A 16,692-nucleotide genomic window follows, 5' to 3' on the forward strand; every position below is an offset into this window, starting at 1 on the left:
CGTCTCAGCGCGCAGTCAACAGATCTCACCAGATGACCACCCCGTGCTCGTTGTGCCGCGCGTGGTAGGTCACGTAGATCATGGTGCTGAGGTTGCGCTCGACGTAGTTCTCCTGCTCCGGATAGGTCTTGTTCTCCAGTGTCGCGGCGACGATCCGCGGCGAGTGCGCGAGCAGCATGGCGCACTCGCGCAGGAACGCGCCGGTCTCCCCCGGCCGGATCCACAGGAAGCCGCCACCGAGTTGCGGCAGGAAGGTGGCACCCAGGTCGCGGATCACCGGCGCGGTCCACAGCCGTTCGGTGCCGACCCCGTCGAAGATGTCGTAGGGCGTCTGCTCCACCGCGAACTGATCGTCCGGGAGGTCACGGACGATGTCGATGCTCAGGCTCACGGCTCGGGATCGTAGCCGGGCCTTTCAGTCCTTGACCGCCACCGCGGCGTACATGGCGGCCGCCCTGGGGCTCACCCGGTCGGCCGGCGGGACGGTGGGGCGCCACTCGCTGACCGCCGTGATGCCCGGGTCGATCAGGCGCAGGCCGTCGAAGAAGCCGGTGAACTCGGCTCGGGTCCGGGCGAAGGCGTCCGGCTTGCGGTTGCCGAAGCGGGCCGCGGCCGCCGCCAGCTCCTCGGGGCTGATGAAGTCGTAGGTGATGTTCGTGGCGGCCAGGTGGCTGCCCGGGGGCAGGGCGTCGACCAGGTGGCGCACGATGTCGCGGGCCTCGTCGTAGTCCTCGATGAAGTGCAGGACGGCGATCAGCATGAGGGCCACCGGCCTGCCCAGGTCGAGCGTTTCCCGTACGGCGGGGTGGGCCAGGATCTTGTCGGGATTGCGCAGGTCTTCCTCGATGTAGGCGGAGCGGCCCTCGGGTGTGCTCGTGAGCAGCGCCCGGGCGTGCGTCATCACCATGGGGTCGTTGTCGACGTAGACCACCCGGCTGCGCGGGTTGAGGCGCTGGGCGACCTCGTGGGTGTTGTCGGCGGTCGGCAGGCCCGTGCCGATGTCGAGGAACTGGTCGAGGGCGGCCTCGCCGGCCAGGTAGGTGACCGCCCGCTGGAGGAACCGGCGGTTTTCGACGGCCAGGATGCGGACTGTCGGCATCGCCTTCTCCAGCAGGTCGCCGGACTCGCGGTCGGCGGCGAAGTGGTCCTTGCCGCCGAGCCAGTAGTTGTAGCGGCGGGCGGGGTGGGCGACGCTCGTGTCGAGGTCGGCGGGGCGGGCCTGGGTCTCGTCCATCGGCGGGTCCCTCCGGGGCGCGATCGCGGCGGTCGTGGGGGCGGTCCAAATAGGACGCGCCTACGATAGCAACATGACCGGGTCCGATTGGTTCCTGCTCGGCGCGCCCTGGGACAGCTCCGGATTGCGCCGGGGTGAGGAACGGGCGCCGACGGCGTTGCGGCGGGCGGGGATCGGCCGGCTCGCCGCCGTCGATCGGGGTGACGCGGCGACGGTCATCTCCAGCAGCCGGCGGGACGAGGCCACCGGGGTGCGTGCTCTGGCCGACACCGTCGCCGCGGCGCGGGAGCTGGCGGGCGTGCTCTGGCGCCGAGAAAAGGGACGGCGGCCGCTGGTCGTCGGTGGTGATTGCAGCCTGCTGCTGGGTGTGTTCGCCGGGGCCCGGGCGGCCCTCGGCGACGTCGGGTTGTGGATGGCGGACGGGCATCCCGACTTCCTCGATCCCCCGTCCTCCGAGACCGGCGAGACGGCCGACTCGCAGCTTGCCGTGCTCACCGGCGACGGGCCGGCCGAGCTCGTGGGGCTGGGCGGGGCGGCGCCGATGGTCGCCGCCGAGCATGTCGCCCTGCTGGGGCATCGCACCGCCGGGCTCGACGCCGCGTCCGCCGCGGAGCTGGCCCGGGTGCCCGACGGCCTGTTCGCCGTCGACGCGCTCGCGGTGGCCGGCGACCCGCACGGCGCGGGGCGCCGGGCGGCGGCCTGGGGCGAGGAGCTGGGCCTCCCGATGTGGCTGCACCTCGACGTGGACGTGCTCGATCCGGCGGTCCTGCCCGCGGTGACCTACCCGCAGCCCGGCGGGCCGGACCTCGACCAGCTCGCCGCGATGCTGACCCCGCTCGCCGCGTCGCCGCGGCTGGCCGGGGTCAGCATCGCCGATTTCCGTCCCGATCTGGACCCGGGCGGCGAGCACGCCGCCCGGCTGGTCACCTTGCTCGAGCGGATTCTGTGACGCGGGCCTTGGGGCGCAGGTAGACGGCCCAGGTGACCAGCACGCAGACGCCGTAGAAGGCGATGAAGGCGATGTACGCCGCGTCCGCCTCCTTGGTGGACAGGAACGATTGGCGGAAGGCCAGGTTGACCAGCACGCCGCCGAACGCGCCGACCGCGCCGGCAATGCCGATGACGGCGTTGGTCAGGCGCCGGGCCTCGTGGTCGTCGCCGGGGTGCTTGGCGCGGAAGATGGCCGGGATCATCTTGTACGTCGACCCGTTGCCGATGCCGGTGAGGACGAACAGCGTGACGAAGCCGGCGATGTAGAGCGGCAGCGACCTCTGCTGCGCCGCGAGCAGCACGACCGACGCGCCCACGGCCATCGCGATGAAGTTGACGAACGTGACGCGGGCGCCGCCGAGCCGGTCGGCCAGCGCGCCGCCGACCGGGCGGATCAGCGAGCCCAGCAGCGGGCCGAGGAAGGTCAGGTAGGCGGCCTTCACCGGGGTGCTGAACTCGGTGTGGAACTGCACCTGGAGGACCTGGCCGAAGGCGAACCCGAAGCCGATGAACGAGCCGAACGTGCCGATGTAGAGCAGCGACATGATCCAGGTGTGCGGTTCGCGGACGGCGTCGCGCATGCCGCGCTTCTCGTTGCGGACCTGCGAGAGGTTGTCCATGTAGAGCGCCGAGCCGAGCGCGGCCAGCACGATCAGCGGGATGTAGATGCCGGCGACGATGCCGGGGTGCCCCGCGCCGAAGACCGCGAGGACGAAGAGGCCGACCAGCTGCACCGCCGCGACGCCGAGGTTGCCGCCGCCGGCGTTGATGCCGAGCGCCCAGCCCTTGAGCCGGTCCGGGTAGAAGGCGTTGATGTTCGTCATCGACGAGGCGAAGTTGCCGCCGCCGACGCCGGCGAGCGCGGCCAGGATCAGCAGGGTCGAGTAGTCGACGCCCGGCCTGATCAGGAACGCCGCCGCCACGGCCGGCACCAGCAGCAGCGCCGCGCTGAAGACGGTCCAGTTGCGGCCGCCGAAGCGGGCCACGGCGAAGCTGTACGGGATGCGCAGCGCCGCGCCGAACAGCGTCGGCACCGCGGTCAGCAGGAACTTGCCGGCCGGGTCGATGCCGTACTCGGGCCCGAGGAACAGCACCAGGACCGACCACAGCGACCACACCGAGAAGCCGATGTGCTCCGAGGTGATCGAGAAGATGAGGTTGCGGCGGGCGATGCGCGACCCGGTGGCGTCCCAGAAGACGCGGTCCTCCGGGCGCCAGTCGTCGATCCAGTGACCCCGTACCGACGAGGCGGCAGGCCGTTCTACAACAGCAGTCACGTCACTCCCCCAGCATGATCTTGTCGTCGTCGATGAAGACCGGGTAGACGGCGACGTCCTGCTGCCCACTGAGGGAGCACCCGGTGCGAAGGTCCCAAGCGTTGAGGTGCAAGGGGCAGATGACCTGCTTGAGGTCGATCTGGCCGTCGGCGAGCGGGCCGCCCTTGTGCGGGCAGACCGCGGAGATGGCGCGGACGGAGCCGTCGCGCAGGCGGAACACGGCGATCATCTCGCCGTCGACGGCGATGGTCCGGCCCTCGCCGAGCGGGATCTCGTGGACGGAAGCGATCGGCCTCATGCGCGCACCGGAACCTGGGGCAGAACGATCAGGGGCAGGGAGGTCCGGAACTGGCCGGGCGTGGCGGGCTCGTCACGGTCCCTCCACGGGTCGCGGTACGCGCGAACCGAGGCGTCCATCGCCGCGTCCAGCTCGGCGGCGATGCCGTCACTGTCGTCGACGACGATCTCGCGGATCCGGTCGATGCCGATGCGCGGCACGAAGGCGTACGTGCGCTCCAGCCAGTTGGCGTTCTCGCGGTAGTACTGCAGGAACCGGCCGGTCAGCGTGATCACCTCGTCGGCGCTGCCCACGGTCGCCAGCAGGTCACCCTTGCGGACGTGGGCACCGGCCGCGCCGCCCACGTAGATCTCCCACTTGCCGCCGTCGATGGCGACGACCCCGAGATCCTTGACGTACGCCTCGGCGCAGTTGCGCGGGCAGCCGGTGACCGCGAGCTTCATCTTGCCCGGCCCCTCGATGCCCTGATAGCGCTCCTCCAGCGCGATGCCGAGCGCCGTCGAGTCGCCCACGCCGAAGCGGCAGAAGTCCGAGCCGACGCAGGTCTTCACCGTGCGGAAGCTCTTGCCGTACGCGTAGCCCGACGGCATGTCGAGGTCGGCCCACACCTCGGGCAGCTTCTCCTTGGGGATGCCGAGCAGGTCGATGCGCTGGCCGCCGGTCAGCTTGACCATCGGCACCTCGTGCCTCTCGGCCACCTCGGCGATGCGGCGCAGCTGGGCCGGGGTGGTGACGCCGCCCTTCATCTGGGGCACCACCGAGAAGGTGCCGTCGCGCTGGATGTTGGCGTGCACCCGGTCGTTGATGAAGCGGGCGTCGCGCTCGTCGACGTACTCGGCGCCCCACATCATCTTCAGCAGCGACGCGAGGCCCATCTTGCTCTTCGCGTCCTCCTCGCCGCCGAGCTTCGCGAAGACCGCCGACACGCTCTTGAGGGAGTGCAGGCGGATCGCGTTCATCAGCTCGGGCTTGGGCATCGGGATGCCCGGTACGTAGTACGACGCGGCCGGGTCCTCCTCGACCTCGCCGCCCGCGGCCCACTCGACGATCCGCTGCACCACGCTCTTGCAGGTGCCGCAGCCCTTGCCGGCGCGGGTCTTGTCCATCACGCCGCTGACGGTCTTGCAGCCGCTCTGCACGGTCGAGCAGATCGTGCCCTTGCTGACGCCGTTGCAGTTGCAGACCTGCTCGTCGTCGGGCATGTCCTCGACCTTGACCTCGCCGGCCGGGCCGCCCAGGTCGAACATCAGCTCGGCGCGGTCCTCGGGCAGCGCCAGCCCCCGGTCGAACGCCTGCATGAGGAAGGCGACCTTCTTCACGTCGCCGACCAGGGTCGCCCCGGCGAGGCGGCCGTCGCGGATGATGACGTTCTTGTAGATGCCCTTCTTCGGCTCGGCGTAGGTGAGCACCTCGTCGTCCTCGTGCTCCGGCTCCTTGAGGCCCATCGCGGCGACGTCGACGCCGGCCACCTTGAGCTTCGTGGCGACCTGCGAGCCGTGGTACTCGGCGAACGGGTTCACGCCGGTGAGGTGGTCGGCGAGCACCTTGGCCTGGTCCCACAGCGGCGCGACCAGCCCGTACACCTCGCCGCGGTGCTGGGCGCACTCGCCGACCGCGTAGATGTCGTCCTCGTCCTGCACCCGCATCTGGTCGTCGACGACGATGCCGCGCTCCACGGGCAGGTCGCTGGCCGCGGCCATCTCGGAGTTGGCCCGGATGCCGGCCGCGACCACGACCACGTCGCACGGGATCACCCGCCCGTCGGCCAGCTTGACCCCGGTGACCGCGTTCTTGCCGAGGATCTCCGTGGTCATGCCGTCGACGACGACCTCGATGCCCAGCTTGGCCTCGATGGTGTCCTTCAGCTGCCGGCCGGCCTGCTCGTTGAGCTGGGTGTTCATCAGGTGGCCGGCGGCGTGGACCAGCGTCACGTGCGGCAGGTGGCTCTGGAGGCCGCGGGCCGCCTCCAGCCCGAGCAGGCCACCGCCGATGACGACCGCGCGCTCGTGCTCCCTGGCGTACCGGATCATCGCCCGGGTGTCGTCGAGCGTGCGGAACGCGAAGACGCCCTGGTGGTAGCCGCGGCCGGGCCGGTGGATGCCGGGGATCGGCGGCACGAACGCGCGGCTGCCGGTCGCGATGATCAGCTTGTCGTACGGGGTCTCGGTGCCGTCCTCGGCGTACACCCGCTTGGCGAACCGGTCGATGCGCTCGATCCGGGTGCTCGCGTGCAGCGTGATGCCGTTGTCGGCGTACCAGGACAGGTCGTTGAGGAAGATGCCGGACTCGTCCTCCACGCCCGCGAGGACGTTGGAGAGCATGATCCGGTTGTAGTTGCCGTACGGCTCGTCGCCGAACATGGTGATCTCGAAGTCCCCGCCGCGGGCGAGGATCTCCTCCACCGTCCGGGCCCCGGCCATGCCGTTGCCGATGACGACCAGTCTCTGCCGCATATCAGATCTCCACCAGGCCTAGATCGACGATGACGGTTCCGGAGACCCCGGCCGGCGCGGCCAGCCAGAGCTCGATCGACGTGCCGGCGAGCAGGTCCTCGACGACCCGCAGGGGCACGTGCACGTCACCCTTGGCGCCGATCGGGAAGTACCGCATCGGCTTGCCGTCGCGCACGAGCACGACGCTGATGAGCTCGGCGGCCGCGTTACCGCCCCGGAAGTAGACGGCCTGCGCGGTCGCGCCGTCCGGGACCACGTACGACAACTCGGGCGAGATCGGCGCCGGGCGGTCCAGGCCTTTGCCCTCGAACGCGTGGACGCCTTGCAGGAATCGTGGGGTGGAATGCACCGCTAATCGGTTCCTTCCTGGTGGGGACTGATCGCGACCGCGCACGCCTTGAACGCGGGCATGCGAGAGTGCGGGTCGAGAGCCGGGTTGGTCAGCGCGTTCGCGCCGGGCCAGTGGAACGGGGCGAAGACCGTGTCCGGCCTGATCCCGTCGCTGAGCCGGGCGCGCAGCACCGCAACGCCGCGGCGGCTGCGCAACTCGACCAGGTCGCCGTCGGCGATGCCGTGCCGGCGGGCCAGGTCGGGGTGGATCTCCGCGCGGGGCTCGGGCAGCGCGACGGCGAGCGCCTTCACCCGGCGGGTCTGGTTGCCGCTCTGGTACTGCTGCATGTTGCGGCCGGTCGTGAGCACGTACGGGAAATGCTTGTCGGGCATCTCCGCCGGGTCACGGTGGAGCGTCTTGATGAAGCGCGCCCGGCCGTCGGCCGTCGGGAAGCCGTCGGCGAACAGCCGCGGCGTACCCGGATGGTCCTCGGCCGGGCAGGGCCAGAAGACGCCGTCCTCGGCCTCGATGCGCTCGTAGGTGATGCCGCTGTAGTCGGCGATGCCGCCCTCGCTGGCCCGGCGCAGCTCGTCGAAGACCGTGCGCGGGTCGGCACTGAAATACTTGCCCCGGCCCAGCCGCTCGGCCAGCTCGGTGAGCATCTCCAGGTCGGTCTTCACGTCCGGCGGCGGGGGCAGGGCACGCTTGCGGCGCAGCACCCGGCCCTCCAGGTTCGTCATCGTGCCCTCCTCCTCCGCCCACTGGGCGGTCGGCAGCACGACGTCGGCGAGCTCGGCGGTCTCGGAGCGGAAGATGTCGGAAACAACGAGGAAATCGAGCGCCCGCAACCGGTCCAGGACGCGGTTGCTGTGCGGGGCGGAGACGGCGATGTTGCTGGCGAGCACCATCAGCACCCGCACGCCGCCCTCGGTGCCGAGACGATCGAGCATCTCGTACGCGCTGACGCCCGGCTTCGGCAGCTCGTCCGGGTCGATCCCCCACACCGCGGCGACGTGCGCGCGGGCCGCCGGGTCGTCGAGCTTGCGGTAGCCGGGCAGCTGGTCGGCCTTCTGCCCGTGCTCGCGGCCGCCCTGGCCGTTGCCCTGCCCGGTGATCGTCCCGTAGCCCGAGTACGGCTTGCCGACCAGCCCGAGCGCGAGCGCCAGGTTGAGCCACGCCTGCGCGGTGTCCGTACCGTTGCTGTGCTGCTCGGCCCCGCGCGCGGTCAGGATCATCGCCGGCCCGTTCGTGGCGAGCAGCCGCACGGTCTCGCGCATCTTCGTCTCGGGCACGCCGGTCATCCGCTCGACCGCGCCGGGCCAGTAGGCGTTGGTCGCCGCCTTCACCGCGTCGAAGCCGGTGGTCCGCTCCCGGACGTAGTCCTCGTCGACGTAGCCCTCGCGGATCGCGATGTGCAGCATGCCGTTCGCCAGCGCCAGATCGGTGCCCGGCAGCGGCTGAAGGTGCAGGTGGGCGCCGTTCGCGGTGGCCGTGCGCCGCGGGTCGATCACGATGTGCTTGGCGCCGTTGGCCCGCCCCGCGTCCAGGTACTGCATGGACGGCGGCATCGCGTCGGCCGGGTTCGCGCCGACCAGCAGCACCGTCTGCGCCTCGGCGACGTCCTCCAGCGGGAACGGCAGCCCCCGGTCGACGCCGAGCGCCCGGTTGGCCGCCGTCGCCGCCGAGGACATGCAGAACCGGCCGTTGTAGTCGATCGACGCCGATCGCAGCGCGACCCGCACGAACTTGCCGAGCGCGTACGCCTTCTCATTGGTCAGACCGCCGCCGCCGAACGCGCCGACGCTGTCCCGGCCGTACGTTTCCTGGCTCTTTTGTATGGCGTTCGTGATCAGCGTGAGCGCCTCGTCCCAGGTGGCCTCCCGCAGCGGGCTGGTGCGGTCGCCGGGCTCCTTGCGCACCAGCGGCGCCAGCAGCCGGTCGCGGTGATCAAGCAGGTCAGCGGCGGTGAAGCCCTTGGCGCACAGGCCACCCTTGTTGACCGGGAACTCGCGCGGCTCGAGCTTGACCACGGGGATTCCCGGGGTCAAGGTCATGCCGCACTGCAATGCGCAGTAGGGGCAATGCGTATCGGTTGCCGTCACGACCACTATGTTTGTGGGCGATTGTTTACCGCCGAGTCTTCCGCGATTGCCTCGACGTTCGGAAAACCCTACAAACGCGCCGAGGCGGTTGTGAGAAGTCCGGCCCGGTAGCGCTGGAGCACCAGATCGGTGGTGACCGGGTCGAGGCAGAGCGGCGGGGTGACCCAGTCGGCGCCGGCCTGGTGCAGCTTGCGGTAGAAGAGGCCGTCGGCGAGCAGGTACGAGGCGATGGCGATCCGCCGGGCGCCGCGCTCCCGAAGACCGGCGACCACGTCGGCGACCTTGGGATCGTGGCCCGCGACATAGCCGACATGGGCGCCCATCCGGGCGGCCAGCGCGTCGATGTCGGCGCGCCAATCGGGGTCGGAGGAACCGGCGGCGGCGAGGACGACGGCGTCGGCGCCGCGCGGGAGGCGGCGGACCATGCTGTCGAGCAGCGCGTCGTCGGGGCCCAGGGGGCGCGTGACCGGGATGGGGCGGCCGGCTACGGCTTCGGCGATGTCCACGCGGACGTGGTAGCCGGCGGAGAGCAGAAGGGGGACCACCACGGCGTCGCCGACCTGGGGGACGACGTCGGCGATCTTGGGGGCCTGGACGTCCACGTAGGCCAGGCGGACGTCGAGGCCGGGGCGGCGGGCGGCCACGCGGGCGACCAGGTCACGGATCTGGGACTGGCCGTGCGGGCTGCGGGTGCCGTGGGCTACTGCTAGGAGAGTGGGCATCAGCTGGCCTTTCGCGAGAAAAGGACCGCGCCGTTGCGGCCTGACAGAACGGGGAGCCTGACAGAGCGGAGAGCCTTACAGGCCGGGGGCCTGGCAGAACGGGGTGGGACGTCAGCGGCGGTTATCCACAGTCGCGGTTGTCCACAGGGCGCTGCGCGCCGCCGCGCAAAATCCGGGAGAATGCCCATCGGGGGCTGCCCCCTGGGAGGGCGGGCCCTCTGACTTGGCGGTCGAAGACGATCAAGCCGGCTCATCCAACCGCAACCGATACCCCCGCTTGATCACGGTCTCGATGTGCCGCCCCGACCCCAGCGCCGTCCGCAACCGAGCCACCGCCACATCCACCGCGTGCCCGTCGTTGCCCCGCGGCAGCGCCGCGATCAGCTGCTCCTTCGACACCACCACCCCCGGCCGCTCCGCCAGCGCCGTCAGGATCGCCATCGCCGCCGGTGCCAGCGTGTGCGGCACGTCGTCGATGAGCACCGCGTGCCCACGCAGCTCCAGCGTCGACCCCGCCACGTTCAGCTTCACCGACCGCCTCGGCAGCTCGTCCGTCACCGTCTTGATCAGCGCGCCGAGCCGGTACCGCTCCGGCATCACCACCGGCACGCCCAGCTCCAGCAGCGGCGCCGCCGTCACCGGCCCCACGCACGCCGCCAGGGTCCCCGACGCGAACTGATCGAGCACCGCCTCGCGCGACTCCCCCGCCAGGTGCAGGAACGACTTCACCGCCGGCGCGCTGGTGAACGTCACCGCGTCGATCTGCCCGGCCGTGATCTGCTCGACGAGCCGGCGCACCGGGGTGACGTCCGTCGGCGGGACCCAGCGGTAGACCGGCACTTCCACCACGGCCGCGCCCGCCGCCCGCAGCGCCGCCACGAACTCGGTCTGCGGCTCGCCGTGCTCCTGCACCACGACGCGCAGGCCGGCGATGCCCTCGGCGAGCAGCCGTTCCAGGATCTCCTCGGACGCCTCGGTCTTGGCCGCCCACTCCTCGGTGAGCCCGGCCGCGCGCACGGCACCGCAGGGCTTGGGTCCCCGGGCCACGATCCGGGCGCTGCCCAGCACCTCGCGCAGCTGCTCGGCCAGGCCCCAGCCCTCGGCCGCCTCCAGCCAGCCGCGGAAGCCGAACCCGGTGGTCGCGATGACCAGGTCGGGGGCGAGCCCGATGCAGGCGGCGGTGGCCGCGTGCAGGGCCTCGTCGTCGATCAGGGGCACGATGCTGATCGCCGAGGCGGTGACCACGCGGGCACCGCGCCGCTGCAGCAACGCGGTCATCTCGTCACGTCGCCGCTCCGCGGTGACCGCGACGGTGAACCCCGTCAGCGCACCTTCGCTCATCCCGCCCCCAAGAAGTTGTTCACGCCAGCGTGTCCACGATCGGTTACCGCGACGTCGAAGATTTGTTTCGGGGGCGCTAACGCGCAATCACTTCACCGAACGGGGGACGGCAAGATCGTCACTCGGCGTCTTCGACGATCTTGCGGACGGTGGCGAGCAGGCGGAACACCTCGATCCGCCCGTCGAGGAAACCCATCCGGTAGTCGGCGCCGGTCTCGGGGTGCTGGGCGCGGGTGTGGTCGCGGCGCGCGGCCATGCCGTCCGCGCGCCCCGTCTGATAGGCCAGGAGCGCGTCGTCCATCACCGGTTCTTGCCGTCGAGCGCGCGGCGGATGGCGGCGAGCAGGTTCTCCTCGAACGCCGAGACCTGCCCGTCGACGAGGCCGACCAGGTAGTCGGGGTTGTCGGCGAGCGTCTCGTCCTTGCCCCGCCCGGCGAGGCCGTCGGCCCGGCCGCTCTCGTAGTCGCGCAGGGCGCTGTCCGCGCTGTCCATGCTTCCTCCCGAACGCTTGTTGCCGCGCTCGAGCGCAGACACCGCGAGCAAATCTCCCACGCGTCCGCCGCATCGCCAACGGGCCGAATCGGCCGGGCCGAAATCCTAAAGTCCCAGGTCAAGGGCCAGTTCAGATGAATTACTCCGCGCTCTCGCGAGGTCACGCAGCGGCAGGGAGCAGCCCCGATCGGCGCCACAGCACGCGGCCCGGGCCATCGATCAGATCAAGATCCTTGAGGTACGCCACCACGCGCTCGCCGGACCAGCGGATCGTCTCCTGGAAGTGCGGGTTGGCCGCCGCGAGCCGCTTGCCCTCGGACGCGGAGAGCCCGATCGAGCGATACACCGCGGGGTGGATCAGGCGCGTGCCGCACAGGTACGCGGCGCGGCCGATCACGAGCTTGTCGAAGACGAGCCGCCCCTTGCCGGCCTCGCGCACCTGCCGGGCGAGCTCCTCGCGGGCGTACCGGACGTGGCGGGCCTCCTCGACGACGTGGATCCGCGACACCATCCGCACCAGCGGCTGCACCTGCTCGTCGGCCATCGCCTCGCGCTGGAGCGTGTCGAGGATCTCCTCGCAGATGAGGATGGCGGCGAACATGCGCGGGCCGGTGCCGGTGGCCGCGATCCACTTGCCGAGCGCCTGGTTGACGCCCTCGGGCCGGTAGACCGGCGTCCCGAGCACGGAGATCATCTTGCCGAACATGACCGAGTGGCGGCACTCGTCGGCGATCTCGGTGAGCGCGTATTGCGCGTGCGCCGCGGTGGGGTCCTGCTTGTAGTAGCCGCGGATGAGCAGCTGCATGAGGATCGTCTCGAACCAGACGCCGAGCCCCGCGATGCTGGCCACCTCGTGGCGGGTGAGCGTGATCCGCTGCTCCTCGGTGAGCCGGTCCCAGGTCTCGGTGCCGTAGAGGCTGGACCGGTGCGGCGGCACGAAGTACTTGCCGGCAACGAACGGCGCCTCCCAGTCGATCTCCACTTCCGGGTCGTACGAGTGCTCCGCGGACGACCTCAGGAGCCGGGTGGCGGTGCGTTCGCGATCCATGTTCGTCCTCCCGCGACGTGTGAGGTACTTGACGTTACCCCGGGTAACAGCTACTTGTAGTAGCATGAACGCGGAGGAGACGCCGGTCAATACGGATGGCCGGAAGGGCCGCTGGGCCGGCCATCGTGAGCAGCGGCGATCCGAGCTGACCGAGGCGGCCATCGAGGCGATCCGGCGGCACGGGCCCGAGGTCGGCATGGACGCGATCGCCGCGCACGCCGGCATCAGCAAGCCGGTGCTCTACCGCTACTTCGCCGACAAGTCGGAGCTCTGGCTCGCCGTCGGCCAGCGCGCGGCCGGCATGGTGCTCGACGCGATCGTGCCGGCGGTCGCCGCGGTCCGTGAGGAGCGGGCGGCGGTGGGCGCGGCGATCGACGCGTACCTCGGGCACATCGCCGCCGACACCAACCTGTACCAGTTCGTCGTGCACCAGCCCGAGATAGCGCGGGGGCGCGACGTGGTCGCCGACGTGGTGGACACGGTCGCCAGCGGGCTCGCGCGCATCCTCGGCGACCGGCTGCGGGCCCGGGGGCTCGACTCCGGCGCGGCGCTGCCCTGGGCGTACGGCGTGGTGGGTTATGTGCAGTCCGTCGGTGACTGGTGGCTGCGCCAGCAGCAGCCGATCAGCCGCGAGGCGCTCGGCGACTACCTGACGACGTTCCTCTGGGTCGGCATCGCCGGCTTGCAGCAGGCCGCGGACGTGCCGGGCGGGCTCGCCGCGTACCGGGAGGAGACCAGCCTTGATTGACTATCCGATCCCCGAGGAGGAATACCGCGGCCCGGCCACGCTGCGCGTCGGCGAACAGGGGCATCCGGTGGAGATCCGGCTGTCGGCGCGGTTCGAGCCGGTCGAGGGCAGGTTCCGCTGGGCGGGGCGCACCACGCCCGACGAGGCCCTGCGTGAGCGGGTCGGCGGCGGGCTGCGCGAGGCGCAGCTGTCGCTGCCGGGAGCACCCCCCATTGCCGTACGCCTGAGCGAGCCCGATCCGTGGGGCGGCGTCCGCCTGTCCGGCACGGGCACCCCGCCGTGGTTCTTCCAGGAGGCTCCTCAGTGACCCACTTCGACGTCATCATCATCGGCGCGGGGCTCTCCGGGGTCGGGGCGGCCTGGCGGCTGCAGGAGTCCGGCCTCGGCAAGACGTACGCGATCCTGGAGGCCCGCGACGCCATCGGCGGCACGTGGGACCTGTTCCGCTATCCCGGGGTGCGGTCCGACTCGGACATGTTCACGCTGAGCTACCCGTTCCGGCCGTGGAACGACGCGCAGTCGCTCGCCTCCGGCGACCGGATCCGCGACTACATCCAGGCGATCGCCGACGAGGGCGGCATCACCCGGCACATCCGCTTCGGCGCCAAGGTGGTGGCCGCCGACTGGTCCTCCGGCGACGCCCGCTGGACCCTGACGCTCGCCGACGGGTCGTCGCTGACCTGCTCATTCGTGTATGCCTGCGCGGGCTACTACAATTACGACAGCGGTTATCAGCCGGACTTCCCCGGGCTCGACGAGTTCGAGGGGCAGCTGGTCCACCCGCAGTTCTGGCCGGAGGGCCTCGACTACCGCGGCAAGCGGGTGGTCGTGATCGGCAGCGGTGCGACGGCGGTGACGCTGGTGCCGGCGATGGCCCGCGACGCCGCGCACGTGACGATGCTCCAGCGCTCCCCCACCTATCTGACCTCGCTGCCGTCCCAGGACGTCGTCGCGCGCACGCTGCTGTCGGTGCTGCCACCGAAGGCCGCCGGCCGGGTCGCGCGCGCCAAGAACATCCTGGTCACCCAGGGCTTCTACCAGCTGGCGCGGCGGCAGCCCCAGCGCGTGCGCAAGCTGCTGCGGGCGATGGCGGTCCGCGGTCTCGACGGCGATCAGGCGTACGTGGACGAGCACTTCAAGCCCGCCTACGACCCGTGGGACCAGCGCCTGTGCGTGATCCCGGAGGGCGACCTCTACGCGGAGATCCGGGCCGGCCGCGCGTCCGTGGTGACCGACCACATCGACGCTTTCGTGCCGTCGGGCATCCGCCTCAAGTCCGGCGACGTGCTCGAGGCGGACATCGTCGTGTCGGCCACCGGGCTGTCGCTGCTGCCGATCGGCGGCGTCCGGGTGAGCGTCGACGGCACCGCGGTGGAGCTCGGCAAGCGGGGCGCGTACCGCGGGCTCATGCTCAGCGGCGTACCCAACCTGGCCTATTGCATCGGCTATGTGAACGCCTCGTGGACGCTGCGCGCGGACCTGTCGCACCGCTACGTGATGAAGTTGCTGCGCCACATGGACCGGCACGGCCTCGCGGTCGCCACGCCGGCCGCCCCCGGCGGTTCCGGCCGTCCACTCCTCGACCTCTCCTCCGGGTACGTGCAGCGCGCGCTCGACGACTTCCCGCGCCAGGGCGACCGCGCCCCGTGGATCGTCCGCCAGAACTACCTGCGCGACGTCCTCACCACCCCCCGGGCCGACGTCACCCGGGACATGCACTTCCGCCGCGCCGTGCCGTCCCATCGCGCTCTCACGCCGGCCCGCTCCGGGGCCGCGCCCACCGCCGGTCCCGCCTCCACCTCGCCGGCGCCCGTTTCCCTCGCGCCCGCCACCTCCAACCCGCAGGCGCCCCCTTCCCTCGCGCCCGCTCCCGCCGCCCCCAAGGAGGACCCCGCTCCATGACTCGACTCGGATATTTCCGATTTGCCGGACGCACGGCGGTGCTCACCGGCGCGGCCAGCGGCATCGGGGAGCAGCTCGCCTATCAGCTCGGCGAGCTCGGCAGCCACCTCGTGCTGGTCGATCGCGACGAGCCGCGGCTCAAGCTGGTCGCCGACCGCGTCCGCACGTCGCACCCGGGGATCACCGTCGAGACGATCGTCGCCGACCTGGCCGACCGTTCCCAGGTCGAGGGCGTCGCCACCCGGATCCTCGCCGAGCACCCCGCGATCGGCCTGCTGATCAACAACGCGGGCATCGCGCTGGGCGGCCGCTTCGACCAGGTCACGGTCGAGGAGTTCGAGACCGTGATGAACGTGAACTTCCGCGCGCCGATGCTGCTCACCCACGCGCTGCTGCCCGCGCTCACCGCCGAGCCCGGCAGCCACCTGGTCAACCTCTCCAGCCTGTTCGGCCTCATCGCCCCGGCGGGCCAGAGCGCGTACGCGGCGAGCAAGTTCGCGCTGCGCGGCCTCAGCCAGGCCCTGCACACCGAGCTCGCCGAGAACGGGGTCGGCGTGACGACCGTGCACCCGGGCGGCATCCGCACGCGCATCGCCGAGAGCGCGATCGTCGGCAGCAACGTGCCCGAGGCCGACATCGAGCCGCACAAGAGGCTGTTCGCCGCCCTGCTGACTTATCCCCCCGAGAAGGCCGCCCGGCAGATCCTCGTCGCCGTCGCCAAGCGCAAGCCGCGCCTGCTCATCGCGCTCAGCGCCAAGGCGCCGGACGTGCTGGCCCGGCTCTTCCCGGTCGGGCACGCCCGGGTCATGCAGTTCCTGACCACGTCCTCGGTCAAGCTGGGAGCCCGCCGGTGAACTACGTCGAGGTGAACGGCGCGCGCATCCGTTACCACGCGAGCGGGCCCGTCGACGGGCCGCCGGTGGTGCTGCTGCACGGCATCGGGCGCAGCCTGGAGGACTGGGAGCCGCAGCACGGCCGCCTCGACGGCGAGCACCGGCTGATCAGCCTCGACATGCCCGGGTTCGGCCTGTCCCAGCGGATGCCCGCCCCCACCACGCTGGCCGGGCTCGCGGACGGGGTGTGGGCCACGCTCGACGCCCTGGGCGTCGCTCAGCCCGTACACCTGATGGGAAACTCTCTCGGCGGCGCGGTCGCCATGCAGATGCTGGTCGACGACCCCGCCCGGGTCACCACACTGACGCTGGTCAACAGCGCCGGCTTCGGCAAGGAGGTGACCTTCGCGCTGCGCATGCTGGCCATCCCGTTCCTGGGCCGCCCGCTGCTGGGCCGCATCGACCCGCGCGTGGCCAGGCGCGTCGAGCGCTCGCTGTTCGCCGACCGCGCCCTGGTCACCCCCGAGCGCGTCGCGATGGCCGTCAAGATCGGCAAGCAGCCCGACTTCGCCGCCGTCTACCTGGAGATCGCCCGCGCCCTCGGCGGCTTCCGCGGCATCGCCCCGCGCTGGCGCGCCGAGCTGCTCAACCGCGTCGCCCGCAACCCGAAGCCCACCCTGATCGTCTGGGGCGAGCGCGACCTGATCCTGCCCGCCGTGCACCTGACCGCCGCCCGCTCGGCCCTGCCGCACGCGCAGTCGCACCTGTTCGCGGACACCGGCCACATGCCCCAGCTGGAACGCCCCGACGACTTCGCCCGCCTCGTCCGGCCGCTGCTCGCGCTGACGGCCGACCCACCCCGCACCCACTCATCCCTGTGAGATCGCGGGCAGGTTCCGGACAGAGATCGTCCGGAACCGC

At 71.4% G+C, this 16,692-nt stretch carries 18 protein-coding genes; 6 read left to right on the forward strand and 12 right to left on the reverse strand.

The genetic code is table 11. The features are described 5' to 3' along the window. Positions 1-25: 25 nt before the first annotated feature. A complete protein-coding gene (locus Ade02nite_RS36035) occupies positions 26-391 on the reverse strand; it encodes a hypothetical protein (RefSeq protein WP_203773552.1) in 366 nt (121 codons plus the stop codon). A gap of 24 nt (positions 392-415) precedes the next feature. Beyond that, complete coding sequence (locus tag Ade02nite_RS36040) at positions 416-1,234, reverse strand: SAM-dependent methyltransferase (protein WP_203773554.1); 819 nt, start codon at positions 1,232-1,234, stop codon at positions 416-418. Positions 1,235-1,307: 73 nt separating this feature from the next. On the opposite strand from Ade02nite_RS36040, the gene Ade02nite_RS36045 reads away from it, so the two are divergent. After that, positions 1,308-2,183: an arginase family protein gene (locus Ade02nite_RS36045; protein WP_203773556.1), complete on the forward strand. Its 876-nt coding sequence runs from the start codon at positions 1,308-1,310 to the stop codon at positions 2,181-2,183. On the opposite strand, the gene Ade02nite_RS36050 is transcribed toward Ade02nite_RS36045, so the two are convergent. From Ade02nite_RS36050 to Ade02nite_RS36095, 10 genes are all read right to left on the reverse strand, one after another. Further along, entirely contained in the window at positions 2,158-3,501 is a 1,344-nt protein-coding gene (locus Ade02nite_RS36050) for a nitrate/nitrite transporter (RefSeq protein WP_203773558.1), read from the reverse strand. The two genes, Ade02nite_RS36045 and Ade02nite_RS36050, sit on opposite strands and share 26 nt — an antisense overlap. A gap of 1 nt (position 3,502) precedes the next feature. Further along, positions 3,503-3,799 carry a Rieske (2Fe-2S) protein gene (locus Ade02nite_RS36055; protein ID WP_203773560.1) on the reverse strand — a complete coding sequence of 99 codons (297 nt, stop codon included), beginning with the start codon at positions 3,797-3,799 and terminating at the stop codon, positions 3,503-3,505. After that, positions 3,796-6,252, reverse strand: coding sequence for a nitrite reductase large subunit NirB (gene nirB, locus Ade02nite_RS36060; protein WP_203773562.1), 2,457 nt, complete (start codon positions 6,250-6,252; stop codon positions 3,796-3,798). Before nirB ends, Ade02nite_RS36055 begins: the two co-directional genes overlap by 4 nt. 1 nt (position 6,253) lies before the next feature. Next, positions 6,254-6,601, reverse strand: a complete 348-nt coding sequence (locus Ade02nite_RS36065; protein ID WP_203773564.1) for a molybdopterin oxidoreductase — start codon at positions 6,599-6,601, stop codon at positions 6,254-6,256. 2 nt (positions 6,602-6,603) lie between these two features. Beyond that, on the reverse strand, positions 6,604-8,685 hold the full coding sequence (locus Ade02nite_RS36070; protein ID WP_203773567.1) for a molybdopterin oxidoreductase family protein: 2,082 nt from the start codon (positions 8,683-8,685) through the stop codon (positions 6,604-6,606). Between the two features lie 68 nt (positions 8,686-8,753). Next, positions 8,754-9,407: a sirohydrochlorin chelatase gene (locus Ade02nite_RS36075; protein ID WP_239169305.1), complete on the reverse strand. Its 654-nt coding sequence runs from the start codon at positions 9,405-9,407 to the stop codon at positions 8,754-8,756. Between the two features lie 240 nt (positions 9,408-9,647). After that, the gene (locus Ade02nite_RS36080; RefSeq protein WP_203773568.1) at positions 9,648-10,748 is read right to left on the reverse strand and encodes a uroporphyrinogen-III synthase; all 1,101 of its coding nucleotides are present in this window, start codon (positions 10,746-10,748) and stop codon (positions 9,648-9,650) included. Between the two features lie 118 nt (positions 10,749-10,866). Next, on the reverse strand, positions 10,867-11,049 hold the full coding sequence (locus Ade02nite_RS36085; protein ID WP_203773571.1) for a hypothetical protein: 183 nt from the start codon (positions 11,047-11,049) through the stop codon (positions 10,867-10,869). Continuing rightward, positions 11,049-11,240 carry a hypothetical protein gene (locus Ade02nite_RS36090; RefSeq protein ID WP_203773575.1) on the reverse strand — a complete coding sequence of 64 codons (192 nt, stop codon included), beginning with the start codon at positions 11,238-11,240 and terminating at the stop codon, positions 11,049-11,051. Before Ade02nite_RS36090 ends, Ade02nite_RS36085 begins: the two co-directional genes overlap by 1 nt. 160 nt (positions 11,241-11,400) lie before the next feature. Further along, entirely contained in the window at positions 11,401-12,288 is an 888-nt protein-coding gene (locus Ade02nite_RS36095) for an AurF N-oxygenase family protein (RefSeq protein WP_203773578.1), read from the reverse strand. A gap of 64 nt (positions 12,289-12,352) precedes the next feature. Between Ade02nite_RS36095 and Ade02nite_RS36100 the strand changes: the two genes are divergently transcribed. Genes Ade02nite_RS36100 through Ade02nite_RS36120 form a run of 5 tightly spaced genes read left to right on the forward strand, consistent with a single transcriptional unit; the run spans position 12,353 to position 16,652 of the window. Continuing rightward, complete coding sequence (locus Ade02nite_RS36100) at positions 12,353-13,036, forward strand: TetR/AcrR family transcriptional regulator (RefSeq protein WP_203773581.1); 684 nt, start codon at positions 12,353-12,355, stop codon at positions 13,034-13,036. Continuing rightward, complete coding sequence (locus Ade02nite_RS36105) at positions 13,029-13,343, forward strand: DUF4873 domain-containing protein (RefSeq protein WP_239169306.1); 315 nt, start codon at positions 13,029-13,031, stop codon at positions 13,341-13,343. Before Ade02nite_RS36100 ends, Ade02nite_RS36105 begins: the two co-directional genes overlap by 8 nt. Further along, the gene (locus Ade02nite_RS36110) at positions 13,340-14,938 is read left to right on the forward strand and encodes a flavin-containing monooxygenase (RefSeq protein WP_203773583.1); all 1,599 of its coding nucleotides are present in this window, start codon (positions 13,340-13,342) and stop codon (positions 14,936-14,938) included. The genes Ade02nite_RS36105 and Ade02nite_RS36110 overlap by 4 nt, the downstream gene beginning before the upstream one ends. Continuing rightward, complete coding sequence (locus tag Ade02nite_RS36115) at positions 14,935-15,792, forward strand: SDR family NAD(P)-dependent oxidoreductase (RefSeq protein WP_203773586.1); 858 nt, start codon at positions 14,935-14,937, stop codon at positions 15,790-15,792. Before Ade02nite_RS36110 ends, Ade02nite_RS36115 begins: the two co-directional genes overlap by 4 nt. Further along, on the forward strand, positions 15,789-16,652 hold the full coding sequence (locus Ade02nite_RS36120; RefSeq protein WP_203773588.1) for an alpha/beta fold hydrolase: 864 nt from the start codon (positions 15,789-15,791) through the stop codon (positions 16,650-16,652). Before Ade02nite_RS36115 ends, Ade02nite_RS36120 begins: the two co-directional genes overlap by 4 nt. Positions 16,653-16,692: the final 40 nt, after the last annotated feature.

The organism is Paractinoplanes deccanensis (assembly GCF_016862115.1).
GTDB classification, from domain to species: Bacteria; Actinomycetota; Actinomycetes; order Mycobacteriales; family Micromonosporaceae; genus Actinoplanes; species Actinoplanes deccanensis.

Excerpts from the sequence above, each read along its gene's own strand:
- Ade02nite_RS36045 (WP_203773556.1), top strand. The coding sequence starts at position 1,308 with ATGACCGGGTCCGATTGGTTCCTGCTCGGCGCGCCCTGGGACAGCTCC.
- nirB (WP_203773562.1), bottom strand. The coding sequence starts at position 6,252 with ATGCGGCAGAGACTGGTCGTCATCGGCAACGGCATGGCCGGGGCCCGG.
- Ade02nite_RS36040 (WP_203773554.1), bottom strand. The coding sequence starts at position 1,234 with ATGGACGAGACCCAGGCCCGCCCCGCCGACCTCGACACGAGCGTCGCC.
- Ade02nite_RS36080 (WP_203773568.1), bottom strand. The coding sequence starts at position 10,748 with ATGAGCGAAGGTGCGCTGACGGGGTTCACCGTCGCGGTCACCGCGGAG.
- Ade02nite_RS36090 (WP_203773575.1), bottom strand. The coding sequence starts at position 11,240 with ATGGACAGCGCGGACAGCGCCCTGCGCGACTACGAGAGCGGCCGGGCC.
- Ade02nite_RS36075 (WP_239169305.1), bottom strand. The coding sequence starts at position 9,407 with ATGCCCACTCTCCTAGCAGTAGCCCACGGCACCCGCAGCCCGCACGGC.
- Ade02nite_RS36095 (WP_203773578.1), bottom strand. The coding sequence starts at position 12,288 with ATGGATCGCGAACGCACCGCCACCCGGCTCCTGAGGTCGTCCGCGGAG.
- Ade02nite_RS36100 (WP_203773581.1), top strand. The coding sequence starts at position 12,353 with ATGAACGCGGAGGAGACGCCGGTCAATACGGATGGCCGGAAGGGCCGC.
- Ade02nite_RS36055 (WP_203773560.1), bottom strand. The coding sequence starts at position 3,799 with ATGAGGCCGATCGCTTCCGTCCACGAGATCCCGCTCGGCGAGGGCCGG.
- Ade02nite_RS36115 (WP_203773586.1), top strand. The coding sequence starts at position 14,935 with ATGACTCGACTCGGATATTTCCGATTTGCCGGACGCACGGCGGTGCTC.
- Ade02nite_RS36085 (WP_203773571.1), bottom strand. The coding sequence starts at position 11,049 with ATGGACGACGCGCTCCTGGCCTATCAGACGGGGCGCGCGGACGGCATG.